This window comes from Sorangiineae bacterium MSr11954 (assembly GCA_037157815.1).
Taxonomy (GTDB): Bacteria; Myxococcota_A; Polyangia; order Polyangiales; family Polyangiaceae; genus Pendulispora; species Pendulispora albinea.
In genome coordinates this window covers 12,072,033-12,085,480 of sequence record CP089984.1, presented here as the reverse complement: position 1 = coordinate 12,085,480, position 13,448 = coordinate 12,072,033, and the positions used below count along the sequence as shown (strand labels likewise).

Sequence of the window (13,448 nt, the reverse complement as noted above, 5' to 3'; positions counted from 1 at the left end):
ACCGCGCGGCAGCGCCACCGTCAATCTCTCTGCTTTATTCCGGCTCGACGTGCCGCGCTACTTGCGCAGCGCCGCATAAAACGCAGACTCGCGGCGCTGGACGCGGAGCAGCAGCTGCCCGTCGGCCGCCGCTTGCTGCACTTGGGTGGACGTGGGCTCGGACGTCCCATCCACCTCGATGATCACGTCACCCGTTTTGAGCCCGGCGCGATCGGCCGCCGATCCGGGCGAAATGCCGGTGATGAGCGGCAGCGGCTTGGCCGGCAACCCGGCTTGGGCCGCCTGCTGCGCCGTGAGATCGCGCACCGTGAGCCCCAGACCGGGCTGCGGAACGCCCTGCTGCTGCACCGGAACGGGCGGAACCGGCCGGCCCGGACGCGCCGCCAATGTCACCTTGGTTCCATAACGCTTTCCCTCGCGGAGGACCTCGAGCTCCAACGTCTGCCCCACGTCGTGGGCGAGGATCTCGCGCGTCAGATCGTGCGAATCGTGGACGGGACGCGCGGCCACGGCCGCGATCACGTCGCCCGGCTTGATCTGCGCGCGTTTCGCGGGCGAATTGTCCTGCACGCCGTTGATGAGCGCGCCGGCGCGCGGATCCACCTTGATCATGGCCGCCAGCTCGGGCGTGAGGTCTTGCGCGCCCACGCCGATCCACGCGCGCTCGACCCGGCCGCTCTTGAGGATCTGCTCGGCCGCGCGGCGCGCCATGTTCGAGGGGACCGCGAAGCCGATGCCGCTGCCGCGGCCCACGATCATGGTGTTGATGCCCACCACGCGCCCCTCCAGATCGCAGAGCGGGCCACCGGAGTTTCCGGGGTTGATGCTGGCGTCGGTCTGCAAGTAGTCCTCGATCAAATTCATCCCGATGCCGCCGCGCCCCTTGGCGCTCAGCACCCCGGTGGTCACCGTGTAGCCGAGGCCGAACGGCGAGCCGATGGCCACCACCCACTCGCCCACCCGCATCGTGTCGCTATCGGCGAACTTGGCGGCGACCAGCCCTTGCGCGTCGACCTTGACCACCGCCAGGTCCGTCTCGGGATCGCGGCCCACCAGGCGCGCGGGCAGAAAGCGCCCGTCGCGGAGGTGCACGTTGATGGTGAGCGCCTCGTCCACCACGTGGTTGTTCGTGAGGATCGCGCCGTCGGGCGTGAACACCACGCCCGAGCCCATGCCGCGCGCCACCGGCGAGTCGCCCCCGCCGCGGCCGAGCCAGCGCAAAACTTGGTCGGCGTTCTCATCGCGCGAGGTCACGTCGATTTGCACCACGCTCGGGCTCACCCGCTCCGCCACATTGACGAAGGCGTCGGACAATCGCCGCGCCTCCGCCTGCGACGCTTGGAGCTGCGCGGGGCTCGGCGTTTGCGCTGCGACCGTGGCTGCGGGCCTCACGGCGCCGGCGGGTTGCGTGGCAGCGACCGGGCGCGCGGCGGTTCCGGGGGTTGCCGTTTGCGCAGACGAGGGCGCAGCGAACGCGAGGCACGAAAAAACGGCACCAAGGACGGCACTAACGACGGGTAGAGGTCGCATCTTCGAAACTCCAAGCTGCGGATCCGCGCACGGCGCGGATGGGATGGGGTGAACGTGGCGAAAAATAGTGCCACGCTTGGCTCGATTTCCCAAATCCCTGGACGGCCGGGGCCTCGTTCGGCCGCGGAAACGCTCGCGTTCGTCGCCGCGCTCGCGCTTTTCGCGCGGTTCACGTTTCTACGCTCATCGCACGAACGGCGCTCACGCCATGCGCGTGACGATGCGCGACCAAGGATCGGCGCCCAGGGTGACGGTGGCATCGTAGAGGGCCGTGCCGGGGAACGTCAGATCCGTGAGCTCCATGGTGGGCGCCTCCGCCGCGATGGCGTAACGGCACGCGAGCGCGATGAGCGGGGCCAGGACCGGGAGCGGCTCGCGCGCGGGATCGATGGCGAAGCGACCCAGGATGGTGCGCCGCGTCCGCGCAAAGGGAGGGTCGAGCGGCGAGATCACCAAGCTGGCCGCGGCGCGCACGTCGCCGCGCGCGTCGACGGTGACCAGCTCGTGCGGCTCGCTCACGTCGCGATGGCGGCGGCCGAGGTGCGCGGCGATGGCGCCCACCAAGGTCGCGTCGATGGCGCGCGGGCGGTCGAAGCGCTCGTCGTGGGCCGCGCGACGGCGGGCGGCGAGCATCGACTCGAGCACGGCCAGCGCCAGGGCGTCTTGGGGCTCCGCGGGGCGCGCGACGAACTCGCCCGAGCGAACGCGCGGCTCGTGCGAAACGACCATGCGCGTGCTCCACGCCACGGGGTGATAGCCGAGCCGCTGGTAGAAGCTGTGCGCGGGGTTCGGCTCCAGCACCTCGGCGGCCAGCACCGTGGGGGCTCCGCGCGCGAGATCGCTCGCCGTTCGTGCCAAGTTGGTGAGCAGCGCGCGCCCCACGCCCAGGACGCGCGCCCGGGGGTGCACGATGAGCGAGCGCACCTCGCACGTGAACGGGGTTCGAGGCTCGGCCCCATGGCGCTCGAACCACCCTTCGACCTGCCCGCACACTTGCCCGTGGATGGCGGCGATCAAGTGAATGTGCCGCCCGAGCACCGGCTGCCCGCCGCGCACGCGCGCGTCTTCATCGAGGCGCGACGCGAGCCGCGCGTAGACGCGGTCGTCGCGGGTGCCGGGGTATCCGCCCCAGCGCTCGTGCGCCTCCCAGAGCTCGCGCCACAAGGATGCAATCTGCGTCCCCTCCCCCGGCGAAGGCGCGCGTACGACGATGCGCTCGCGGACGGTTACTGCGGCCATGGCTCCGATACGCCCTCCTCGGGGAGAAGAAGCTCGGTGGCCTCGAGGGTCAAGCCATGCCCGGGTGCCGTGGCGCCGGCGAGGCGGCGTTCGCGGCCTTCGAGCGCGCGCGCCATGGAGCCCTCGGGCAGTCGGCCGCGCGCGATGTCCACCAAGGTGCCGACCAGAATCCGCACCATATTGTGCATGAACGCGTTCCCCTCGACCACGATACTGAGGATACGACCGCGCGCGTGAATGTCATCGGTCGGCTCGAGGATCGCGCGGGATACCGTGCGCACCGTCTCCTTGCGCTCGTCGGAAGCGGAGCGAAACGCGGCAAAATCGTGGGTGCCGACGATGACGGCGGCTTCGCGCCGCATTTTTTCGATGTCGAGCTCGAACCCGATGCGCCATGCGCGATGCATGACCAGCGGATCCCGGATGCGATCGAGCAGAAGCCGATACCGATACCGCTTCAATTTGGCCGAGAACCGCGGCGCGTACCCCGTTGGGACGAGCCTCGCCGCACGCACGCACACATCGTCGGGCAGGTGCTGGTTGATGGCGAGCACCCACCCGCGCGGGGGCAGCGGCAGCTTCGCATCGAACGCGACCATTTGGGCTTCGGCGTGCACGCCGGCGTCGGTGCGGCTGGTTCCACGGGGCGCGCTGGCGCGGGCATCGACGGCCGAAATCGCGCCCTTCAGCGTCTCTTCGACGGTGCGCTCCCCTTTTTGCGTTGCCCACCCTCGAAAATTCGTCCCGTCGTAGGCGACCTGCAGCAGCACCCCTCGGGGTTCAATCTCGGACATGGGAAGACATCGGCTTATAGAAGAAGGCGCCCCGAGCGGACGACCGGCACGCCGTCGAGGTCGACATCCGACGTGCTCGACGTGACCGTGATCTGCGTGCGCGCATTCCACACGGCCCCCGTTTGCTCCGGGTAGGTCGCGCCGAAGCCAAGGTGGATGCCCGGCAGGTTCTGATCCGAGGACACCTCCCCCGTGGCCGCATGAATGCCGATGTTGGCGCCGAAAATCACGAGCCCCACGCGATCGAGGCTCGGTTCGCGCCGCATGAAGTCCATGAGGTGCCGATCGAGCGAGCGATCGCCGCCGCGCACCGCGCGACACACACCTTGCTCGATCTCGAAGCGCACCGCGCTCCGCTCGAGCGATCCCAACGACGCGCCCAGCTCGGTGCCCACGCTGGCATCGGCCACATACACGCCTTGGATGGATGTCGGGCTGGTGACGAGGCCCCCGGAAGGAAGATGCTCCCACCTGCCCGGACGAATGACCCCGACGTGCTCGGCCCACCGATGCGCCGGCGAGCAACGCACCTCGAGATCCGTCCCCGCCGCGCTTCGCACGCGGAGCACCGAGTCGGGGCGCAGGCGCATGCGGAGCCCGCGCGTGGCGTCGAGGATGCGCGAAGGGTCGACGGTGAAGCCGCCGATCATCGAGCGGCGGGTGATGCCGAGCATGTGCGCGTGCCGCAGATTGAGCTGGCGGACGAGGGTGAGCAGCTCGTAGCGCATGGCCATTTCGCCGTCGTCGAAGCCGGCGAGCAGGATGCTCGCTTGCGCCTCGGAGAGCGCCTCCTCGAGCGAGGGAGGAAGATGCCGCATGGGCCGCTCGCCGTACTCCTCGAGCGAGAAGATGACGGCCTGCGCCCCCGTATTCCGCGCCGCATCGGCCAAAGAAATACCGACATCGCGCCGCGCGCGGTCCACCATGATGAGCACGCGCTCACCCGGAACGACGCCCAGCGATCCCTCGATGATGCGCCGGGTGGCGCCCATGAGATCGAAGTCGATGCCCGAGAGGCGAAAGGCGGTGGACAGCTGCGGCGCACGGGCTGTGCGCATCACGCCCGAGCTTCGAGGGGGCGACGACGGAAGCGAGAGGGCCGAGCGCAGCGCGGAGCTCGGCGCGCCGGATGAGCTGGGAGCGCCCGACGAACTGGGGGTTCCAGACGAGCTCGGCGAGCTGGAAGAACTGGCCGAGCTCGAAGAACTGGGCGAGCTGGCCGGGCTGGCGAAGCCGAAGCGACGGGAGGGAGGCGCGGCGGTCCGGCGCTTCTTTTGCTCCTCGTCGTTCATGGCCGTCTCTTAGGAGCTGAGCGGGCGGCGGGTCAACGACCGCCGGGCACGAAGGAGATGGGGACGACCGTGTCGAGGCAGCCACCCTTGGGCGAGGGAAAATGCGCTGCTTGCTTGAAGTAGCCGGCCACGCACTGCGCCACGACGGGGGTGCCCATATCGTTGGAGGCAACACCCACATTGCACACATTGCCGCTGGGGGCGATGCGCACGCTGATCTGCACCTTGCCCTGGAGCGTATTGTCCTGCGTCAGCGCCTGGTCGTAGCAGCGATGCGCTTGCTTGGCGCGGAAGGCGAGGGCAGTCTCGAGCTCCGACGTGACCGCACCGGCGCAAACCTTGGGCTCGCAACCTGCGGTGCCCGAGCTGGACGCGACCCGCGTGCTTTTCACCGGCCCGGCATCGGGCTCGGGGGGCGGCGGAGGGGGTACCTCATCGAGCTGGGCGTGGTTGAAGCTGGGCGCGGGGGGCGCAGAGCCAGCTGCCGAAGGCGTGACCTTCGCCGGTTGCTCGACGGGCTTGTCGAGGACCATCTTCCAAACGAAGAGTCCAACAATCCCGAATAAGAACAGAAGTCCTAAAGCTATATACTTGCCGTTCCCATTGGTGGGAGGCGGCGGAGGAGTGCTTGCGCTCATCGACCGTAGGCTCACACGGCAGGACGCCGCGGGGCGAATATACATGCTCTACGCGTCAAGGGGATACAACATGTCGGTTTCTGCTCCGGTAGAGGTACAGGCTCACCGTCGTGTCACCGTAACGTCGTGATTCCTCCAAGCTGAGACCGCTCACATCGGGCGCAGCATCCCCGCTCGCGTGCTCGATGACCACGGTCGCGTCCGGCGCCAATGCGTCCGACTCCACGATGGGCCCCAAGGCACGCGCCAACTCCCCACCTTTCACCAGCTTGTAAGGCGGATCGGCGAAGACCAAGGTCAGCTGCTCCTCTTTGGATATCCGCCCCAAGGTGCGGGTGCGGGTGGCGCGCTCGACGGACATGGCCAGGACGGTGGTCGTCTTGGCAACACCAAGCTCCACAATATTTCCCCGAAGCGCGACGAGCGCGTCACGTCCCTCTTCCACGAATGTGGCGTGGGCCGCGCCGCGAGAGAGCGCTTCGAGCCCGAGCGACCCCGTCCCCGCATAAAGATCGAGCACGCGATCGCCGGAAAACGGCAGCTCACCATCGTCCGTTCGTCCGATGCGGGCGACGAGGATCGAAAAGAGTGCCTCTCGGACACGGTCCGAGGTGGGGCGGGTGCGGTCCCCCTTGGGCGCGCGCAACGGTCTCGAACGCAAGCTCCCTCCGGTGATGCGCATGCCCTTATTTCGCCTCTCGCGAAAACAGAAACGAAACCAGAAACACGGTATAACCTCCGCTCCATGCGTCTAGTCGAAGTGCGGCTTCTCGCGACCATCATCGTAGGCATTGTTTCGTTTTTCTGCGTCGCGACGACCCCGAGGGAGGCCCGCGCGCAAACCACGCGTCCAACCGGCACGGCGGGCGCTGCGTCGGGCCCGACCCTCCATGTTCTCTCGCTCGAGACCGAAGACGCGGACGAGCAGGCCGAGGCATTGAGCGTAGCCCTGCGATCGCGCGCCCGGGAAAAGCTATCGTGGCCCATCGCCGACGGCTCCCCCTCGCTCAGCATGTTCCTCGCCGCCCTGCGCTGTCCGCCGCGCCCCGACGGGCCGTGCCTGCAGAAGATCGGCGACCAGCTCAAGACCGATCGCTTCATCTACGGGCACATCGCAAAGGCCGGCCGCGGCCAGCTGTCCGCCGAGGTGCACCTCTATGTGCGAGGCAAGCCCGACGCCTCCGTGAAAGAGGTCTTCAGCGACAACCTGAAAGATCAAAACGACGATTACCTGCGCCGCATGGCCGCGCGCATCATCGATCGCCTCACCGGCAACGCGCCGCAGACCGCCATGATCACGGTGCACGCAGGCGAGGGCCGCGACGAAATCTGGATCGACGACGCCCCCAAAGGCCGCTTGACCAAAGGCCGTGCGCTGCTCGAGCTCCCCGCCGGCCGTCACATCATCGAGGTGCGCTCGTCGGACAACGAAACGGTGCTCACCCGAAGGGAAATCACGGTGACCCCCGGCGCCGATGGCGTCTTGAACCTGCCCCTCGGCTCCTCCTCCGAGGCCGACCTCCGCGGCGAAGCGGGCGGAAGCCGCACGCGCTCCATCGTAGGATGGGGGCTCATCGGACTGGGGGCGGTGGCGGGAGGCTTCGGCATCTACGAAGGCATTCACTTCTTCAAGCTGAAGTCCGACACCGACGACTTCCGAAAGAGCCATCAAGGCGAGAACGGCATGCCCAGCCGCGAAGCCATCTGCCAAGCGGGCCGCGGGGAGCCGGCGTCCTGGAACACGTCGGGCGCCGACGCAGCCAGGACGATCTGCGACAACTACGACGCGGCAAAAACCGCATCATTACTTGGTCTTATCAGCGGGGGCGTGGCCCTCGCGAGCTTGGGGGTGGGGACTTACTTGCTTCTCACGGACACTTCCGCGAAAAAGGAAATTCGCGATGAGCGGAGCTGGAAGGGACGCACGACCACCGGGTCGAGCGTACGCGTGATGCCTTATGTTGGGCCTCATGCTTCCGGCTTCGATGTCCACGTCGTTTTCTGATGCTGCTTTGACCCTCCCCCAAACGCACGCAAAGTAAGGCGCCTTGAAAGCCACCCGCTCCCTCGCCCCCCTCGCTCTGTTGTTCGGCCTCTCCCTCACCGGCGGCGCCTCGGCGCAATCGGCGCCGACCCCATTGGGGCCCGCGGCCACGCAACCCGCCCCCGTCCCCCGGACGGCTCCCCCACCGTCGCCCGCGCCAACCACGGCGTCGCCGACCCCGACAACGACGACCCTCGCGCCCGCGGCCCAGCGCACGGTGCACGTGCTCGGTCTCGACTCGGACAACGCCGACGATCAAGTCGAGCCGCTCACGCAAGCCCTTCGCGCACGCGTTCGGGCAACGTCGAGCTGGCAGCTGGGCAGCGTGACCACGTCGTTGTCGATGGTGACCGCCGCGCTCAAGTGCCCGCAGCGCCCCGACGCGGAGTGCACCCAGCGCATGGGCGACGAGTTCAAAGCCGATCGCGTCATGTACGGCTGGATCAACAAGAGCGGAGCCCACGAAATCACCGCCGAGCTGCACCTGTGGATCCGCGGACAACGCGAAATCGTGGCCACGGAGAGCTATCCGGACAACGTGGGCGATCCCAAAAATCCGAAGCTGCAGGCCGTGGCGGATCGATTCTTGGAGAAGCTCCTCGGTGAGAAGCCGCCGGCCCCGCCGCCCGTCAAACCCCCGCCCCCGGTCATCAAGGAGAAGGTGGAAGAGCCGAAGGCCGTCACCGAATCCCACGGCGTCTCGGCGCGCACCGTTTTGGGCTGGACGGCAATTGGCCTGGGCGTTGGCGCGGGCGTTTTTGGCGCCATCGAGGGCGCGCGGTTTCTTTCGCTTCAATCCGACAACAAAGACGATGCGGACAAGCCGGGCGCACCCCGCGACTTCTGCAGCCCGGACCGCACCGACGCGTGCACTCGTTACGAAGATGCGAAGTCCGCGCGGTTGTTGACATTCATCGGCGCGGGCGCGGGCGTCGTTCTCGTGGGAACGGGCGTCGTGTTGTTGTTGACGGATCGGCACCGGGAGTCGCCGCGCACGACGGCTGCTGCGCCGCGGGCGCGGGCTTGGGATGTCGCGCCGCGGGTGGGGCCCAAGGGCGGCGGGGTGGATTTCAAGCTCGCGTTTTAGGAGCGGGGGCCGACCCCAAGGGCCGGCCCTCTCCTATTCCCCGACCAAATCCCGCATCCCATACCGCCCCGCTCCGCGCCCCGCGACCCACCGCGCCGCGCGGAGCGCCCCGCGCGCGAACAGATCGCGGTTCGTCGCCCGATGCGTCAGCTCGAGCCGCTCCCCGTCGCCGAGCAGCAGCAACGTATGATCGCCGATGACGTCGCCGCCCCGCACCGCGTGAATGCCCACCTCGTCGCGGCCCCGCGCCGCGCGCACGTCCGGATGGCGGCCGTGAACCAGCCGCGGATCGCCGCCGCGCGCCGACTGCGCGATCGCGGCGAGGGTCAACGCCGTGCCGCTCGGGGCGTCGACCTTGCGACGGTGGTGCGCCTCGATGAGCTCGAGATCGAAGTCGGGGCCGAGCATCGCGATGGCGCGCTCGATCAAGACGCCCAGCACGTGCACGCCGACGCTCATGTTCGAGGCGGTGAACACGGGCACGATCCGGCTCGCCGCCTCGAGCGCGCGCACGGCTGCATCGTCCAGCCCCGTGGTTCCACTCACGATGGCCACGCCGGCGCCGGGCGCCGTTTCGGCCAGGGCGAGCGTCCCCGCGGGCGTCGAGAAATCGATCGCCACGGCGCCAGGATAAGCGCCGAGGGCGCTCATCGGATCGCCTTGATCGAGGACGGCGACCAGCTCGAGCTCCGCGTCCTCTTTGACGAGGCGGATCAACGCCTGGCCCATTTTTCCGGCCGATCCCACGATGGCCACGCGCGTGCGTGAGGCCGCGCCATCCCGCGTATCTTCGCTCATCATCGCCTCACCAAATACGATCTACGACTGCCCACGAAGATACGTATCGACGGCGCCGACCACCGCGGCGCGCGTCGCTTCGCTCACGGCGGCGAGGGGGCTGCGTACGACGTTCTTCATCTTGCCGCGCGCGGCGAGGGCGGCCTTCACGGGGCCGGGGTTCGCCTCGAGGAACATCGCCTCGTGCACGGGCATCAGCGCCAAGTGGGCGGCGCGGGCTTCGGAGAGGGAGCCGGTGAGGGCCAGCTGGGTCGCGCGGGCGACCTCGCGCGGGAGGAGGTTCGAGGTCACGCTGATGACACCGCGCGCGCCGACGGCGACCATGGGCAGGGTGAGCGCGTCGTCGCCGCTCAGGATCGCCAGACGCGCCCCCAAACGGCGCGAGAGCTCCTGGGTGCGAAGCACGTGGCCCGTGGCTTCTTTGGTCGCCAGGACGTTGGGGGCTTGCTCCACGATCCGGACGAGGGTGTCGGCCGAGAGATCGATCCCCGTGCGGCCGGGGATGTTGTAGATCATCAGCGGGATCGAGACGGATTTGGCGATGGCCAGGAAGTGCTGGCGAAGGCCCTCTTGCGTGGGCTTGTTGTAGTAGGGCACCACGCCCATCACCACGTCCACGCCGGCGCGCTCGGCGGCGCGGGCGAGGTCGATGGCCTCGCGGGTCGAGTTGGAGCCGATGCCGGCGATGACCTGGGCGCGGCCGCGGGCGCGCTCGACCGTGCGGGCCACGACCTGTTCGTGCTCGTGGTGCGAAAGGGTGGGGCTCTCACCGGTGGTGCCGCAGGGGACGAGGCCTCGGATGCCTCCTTCGATCTGCGACTCGATGAGCGCGTCGAATGCCTCCCAGTCGATCGACTGATCGCCGTCGTCACGGAAAGGAGTGACGAGGGCGGTGTACGTGCCCGAAAGGTCGATTGTGGACATCGTCGTTTCTATCCTTCTGCCCCCGCCGTCACTCGGCCTGCTCGAGTTGGCCGGATTGGTCGAATGGCGATCTTAGGGTGGCGCTCTCGAGTTGATGAAAGAAATTGTCGCGCGAGGAGACGTCCTCCAGCCATGCCAGGTCGTCTCCTTCGATGACGCCGGTTTGCACGAGGTGCCCCAAGCGCCTTAGGCGATGCACATGCACGCGGATGCGCGACTCCGCGTACTTGAGCGAGGTTCCGGTCTTGATGATGAAATTCCAGTCGCTCGACTGAAGCAGCAAGAGCTCTTGGATGGTCTGATCGAGCGCCCGCCCCCGCGGCCCCGTGGCGCCGCGGTGGTTCTGCACCAGCCAGCTCACATAGCGGGTGGCGTGGTGCACGTGGCGCCAGGACCACGCGGCCTCGGGCCCGACCCAGACCTCCCCATAGCCTCCCGCGCCCCACGAGGACGCGGCCGGCGTGGCCTCCACCGAGACGGGGTGGCGCTCCAAGTAGGTGCGCAGGGTGATGGCCTCCACCTCGCCGCGCGTGTTCGGCAGCTGGCGAAAGACCGACTCGAGGAAGCGCGGCCCCTCGTACCACCAGTGGCCGTAGAGCTCTGCGTCGTAGGGCGCGACCACGATGGGCGCCGGGACGCGGGCCGACAGATGCTGGATTTGCAGGCCGCGGTTGTAGACGAAGTTGCCCGCGTGCTCCCACGCAATCTGCCGCGCGATCCGAGGATCGTAAGGCTCTTTGTGCGCCGATTTGCCGGTGATGCGGTGGTACTTGATACCGGTCATCAGGCGCGCGCCATCGCCGCCAATCTCGCCCATCAATTCGCTCTCGGGGAGATCGAAGCCGATATCGCGATAAAAATCCCGATAATACGGATCGCCCGGGTAGCCTTCCTCGCGCGACCAGACTTGGCGGCTCGACTCGGCGTCGCGCGCGAAGAACGCCACGCCCGAGGGCGATACGATGGGCGCGTGCACGCCGAAGGGCGGACGCGGGCGCGCGAAGGTGACGCCGTGGGTGTCGACCAAGGTGAATCGGATGCCGGCCTTGGCGATCTCCGCGTCGAAGCTCGGGTGGTAGGCGCACTCGGCCAGCCACATCCCGACCGGCTTGCGCCCCACGAGCTGCTCGAAGCCGCGCACCCCCAGCTCGATCTGCGGACGGATGCCCTCCGGCGCGGGGAGCATGCCCGGCAAATAGCAATGGGTGGCGGCGCACGTTATGAGCTCGATGCGCCCCGCGTCCCAATGGCGAACGAGGCCGCCGATGACGTCGCCCCGGTGGCGCTCCCAAACACCGCGGACGCGCCGGAGCTCTTCGCGGTAAAAGGTGGCCACGTGAGCGAAACGCTCATCGCCCCACAGCCGTTTCATTTCGCGTTCGGTCAGCGCCTCCAGGCGCGAGAGATGGCCTTCGAAGCGCTCGCAGAGGAGCGGATCGCGCATCATCGCGGCCAATGGAGGCGTGACGCTCATGGTGAGCGCGAACGGCACCCCATCGTCGGCCATGCGGTCGAAGGCGTCGAGCAGCGGCAGGTAGCACTCGATCAGCGCTTCGTAAAACCAACGTTCTTCGAGGTGCCGCGCATGCTCCGGATGTCGGACGAATGGCAGATGCGCGTGCAGGATGAGCGCGAGGTATCCGTTCGGCATGGCGGTTGGATGACGAGTAGCACGATGCCCCCGACCTTCGCCATCGGACCCGGCCGCGCCCGGTCATGTTCTCTTCTCAACTTTTACTGAAGATAGATTTTCCCTTGTCCAGGCGACTGGTGGCAGCTCGCCTTCGCGCACGAGCCATCGGCCCCCACGAGCTTTCCAACCATCGGCTTGGTGTTCGTACCGTCGCGCACGCCGACCTGCGTACCGGCAGGGAGCGCGGGAAATGTGGCCGTTTCCGCGTAAAAATTCCCTGTCGCGTCGGTGTAGACGGAGAGGCTGTCCCCGTTGGGCGTTCGCAACCGAACTTCGACACCCGCCCCCACGGGCGCGCCGCCGCTCGTCTTGTAGACGGTGCCGCCGAAGCTGAACTTCTTCGTGTTTTGCGGCCCATGGCAGTCGAGGCAAGCAAGGCCTACCGGGTTGCCGCCGTTCGGGTGGCCCGCGTTGTTCGTGGGCTGCCCCGTTTGCCCGGCTTGATAGGCGGGCGCGCCGGCGAAGGCATTGTCTCCGCCGCCTCCGCCTCCCCCGCCACCTCCACCATCGCCACCGCCTCCCCCATTGCCGTTCCCGTTTCCGTTCCCATTGCCGCCGTTGTTTGGATTGCCCGCGCCTCCGTCGAAGTTTCCGGATCGTTTTCCCCCCGGGCCAACACCGATCTCCCCTGGATCGGGCGCGCTGCACCCCCAACCGGCGGCTCCCATCGCGGTCAAGAGGGCCGCTCCTAGAACGACAAGTTGTGAAAAACGCTGAACTTTCATCATGCTCCCGCGGAAGTAAGGGCCGAGCCGAGCCAACTGCTTCGAACCGAGCGGGGCCGCATACGCCAACATCCACGGCCGCTCGTGGGTTGCGCTAGAGCAAGGGCTGCGCCCGGTCTTCGATTCGGCGTTCGCGCGGCCTTTTCCTTTCGGTTCGGCCTCGCGCGGGAGCGCTTTACAAAGCGCCGGCTATCCGTATACTCCCGCGTCCCCTTACTGGGACTCTCACGTTCTCAGATCGGGCCCCGTCTTCTCGACGGGGGTTTCGAACTCCCCGCCGCGCTCCGTTTCGCTCGCTTCAACGCACTTCAAGCTTCGCGTTTTTATCCGAGCGGAATCAGGATCGTCGGCTTTCCAAGAGGGCTACAGCATGTATGCGGTGATCAAGACAGGCGGTAAGCAATACAAGGTCGCACCCGGCGACAAGCTCCGCGTCGAAAAACTCCCGGGCGCCGTTGGCGACAAGGTGACGTTCGGGGAAGTGCTGCTCATCGGTGGCGAGTCGGTCAAAGTTGGCCAGCCGCTCATCGCGGGGGCTGCGGTCGAGGCGAAGATTACGGCGCAGGATCGGGCCAAGAAGATCATCATCTTCAAGTTCCGCCGTCGCAAGAACTACCGGCGCAAGTCGGGTCATCGCCAGCCGTTCACCGCATTGGAAATCACCGGAATCACAGGAACCTGAGG

Annotated in this window: 14 protein-coding genes; 4 read left to right on the top strand and 10 right to left on the bottom strand. The window is 67.7% G+C overall.

Annotation, left to right across the window (positions count from 1 at the left end):
* Positions 1 to 57: 57 nt before the first annotated feature.
* The 4 genes from LZC94_47860 to LZC94_47845 all read right to left on the bottom strand — a co-directional run bounded on the left by LZC94_47860 (position 58) and on the right by LZC94_47845 (position 4,621).
* On the bottom strand, positions 58 to 1,392 hold the full coding sequence (locus LZC94_47860; GenBank protein WXB15526.1) for a trypsin-like peptidase domain-containing protein: 1,335 nt from the start codon (positions 1,390 to 1,392) through the stop codon (positions 58 to 60).
* Positions 1,393 to 1,731: 339 nt separating this feature from the next.
* A complete protein-coding gene (locus tag LZC94_47855) occupies positions 1,732 to 2,769 on the bottom strand; it encodes a GNAT family N-acetyltransferase (protein WXB15525.1) in 1,038 nt (345 codons plus the stop codon).
* Positions 2,757 to 3,563: a tRNA pseudouridine(38-40) synthase TruA gene (gene truA, locus LZC94_47850; GenBank protein WXB15524.1), complete on the bottom strand. Its 807-nt coding sequence runs from the start codon at positions 3,561 to 3,563 to the stop codon at positions 2,757 to 2,759. Before truA ends, LZC94_47855 begins: the two co-directional genes overlap by 13 nt.
* Before the next feature lie 14 nt (positions 3,564 to 3,577).
* Positions 3,578 to 4,621, bottom strand: a complete 1,044-nt coding sequence (locus LZC94_47845) for a hypothetical protein (GenBank protein ID WXB15523.1) — start codon at positions 4,619 to 4,621, stop codon at positions 3,578 to 3,580.
* Here LZC94_47845 and LZC94_47840 point away from each other — a divergent pair.
* Complete coding sequence (locus LZC94_47840; GenBank protein WXB15522.1) at positions 4,614 to 4,868, top strand: hypothetical protein; 255 nt, start codon at positions 4,614 to 4,616, stop codon at positions 4,866 to 4,868. The genes LZC94_47845 and LZC94_47840 overlap by 8 nt on opposite strands.
* Positions 4,869 to 4,887: 19 nt before the next feature.
* Here LZC94_47840 and LZC94_47835 read toward each other — a convergent pair whose 3' ends face one another.
* Positions 4,888 to 5,388, bottom strand: coding sequence for an AgmX/PglI C-terminal domain-containing protein (locus tag LZC94_47835; GenBank protein WXB15521.1), 501 nt, complete (start codon positions 5,386 to 5,388; stop codon positions 4,888 to 4,890).
* A gap of 160 nt (positions 5,389 to 5,548) precedes the next feature.
* Positions 5,549 to 6,154, bottom strand: a complete 606-nt coding sequence (rsmD, locus tag LZC94_47830; protein WXB15520.1) for a 16S rRNA (guanine(966)-N(2))-methyltransferase RsmD — start codon at positions 6,152 to 6,154, stop codon at positions 5,549 to 5,551.
* Between the two features lie 84 nt (positions 6,155 to 6,238).
* On the opposite strand from rsmD, the gene LZC94_47825 reads away from it, so the two are divergent.
* Positions 6,239 to 7,498, top strand: coding sequence for a hypothetical protein (locus tag LZC94_47825; protein ID WXB15519.1), 1,260 nt, complete (start codon positions 6,239 to 6,241; stop codon positions 7,496 to 7,498).
* 43 nt (positions 7,499 to 7,541) lie between these two features.
* The gene (locus tag LZC94_47820) at positions 7,542 to 8,624 is read left to right on the top strand and encodes a hypothetical protein (GenBank protein ID WXB15518.1); all 1,083 of its coding nucleotides are present in this window, start codon (positions 7,542 to 7,544) and stop codon (positions 8,622 to 8,624) included.
* 33 nt (positions 8,625 to 8,657) lie between these two features.
* Here LZC94_47820 and dapB read toward each other — a convergent pair whose 3' ends face one another.
* The 4 genes from dapB to LZC94_47800 all read right to left on the bottom strand — a co-directional run bounded on the left by dapB (position 8,658) and on the right by LZC94_47800 (position 12,716).
* Positions 8,658 to 9,425 (bottom strand): 4-hydroxy-tetrahydrodipicolinate reductase, encoded by a 768-nt coding sequence (gene dapB / locus LZC94_47815; GenBank protein WXB15517.1) that lies wholly within the window; start codon positions 9,423 to 9,425, stop codon positions 8,658 to 8,660.
* A gap of 18 nt (positions 9,426 to 9,443) precedes the next feature.
* A complete protein-coding gene (dapA, locus tag LZC94_47810) occupies positions 9,444 to 10,346 on the bottom strand; it encodes a 4-hydroxy-tetrahydrodipicolinate synthase (GenBank protein WXB15516.1) in 903 nt (300 codons plus the stop codon).
* A 28-nt stretch (positions 10,347 to 10,374) separates the two neighbouring features.
* Positions 10,375 to 11,997 carry a DUF1957 domain-containing protein gene (locus tag LZC94_47805; GenBank protein ID WXB15515.1) on the bottom strand — a complete coding sequence of 541 codons (1,623 nt, stop codon included), beginning with the start codon at positions 11,995 to 11,997 and terminating at the stop codon, positions 10,375 to 10,377.
* A gap of 83 nt (positions 11,998 to 12,080) precedes the next feature.
* Entirely contained in the window at positions 12,081 to 12,716 is a 636-nt protein-coding gene (locus LZC94_47800; GenBank protein WXB15514.1) for a carboxypeptidase-like regulatory domain-containing protein, read from the bottom strand.
* Positions 12,717 to 13,134: 418 nt separating this feature from the next.
* Between LZC94_47800 and rplU the strand changes: the two genes are divergently transcribed.
* On the top strand, positions 13,135 to 13,446 hold the full coding sequence (gene rplU / locus LZC94_47795) for a 50S ribosomal protein L21 (GenBank protein ID WXB15513.1): 312 nt from the start codon (positions 13,135 to 13,137) through the stop codon (positions 13,444 to 13,446).
* The last annotated feature ends 2 nt before the right edge of the window (positions 13,447 to 13,448 follow it).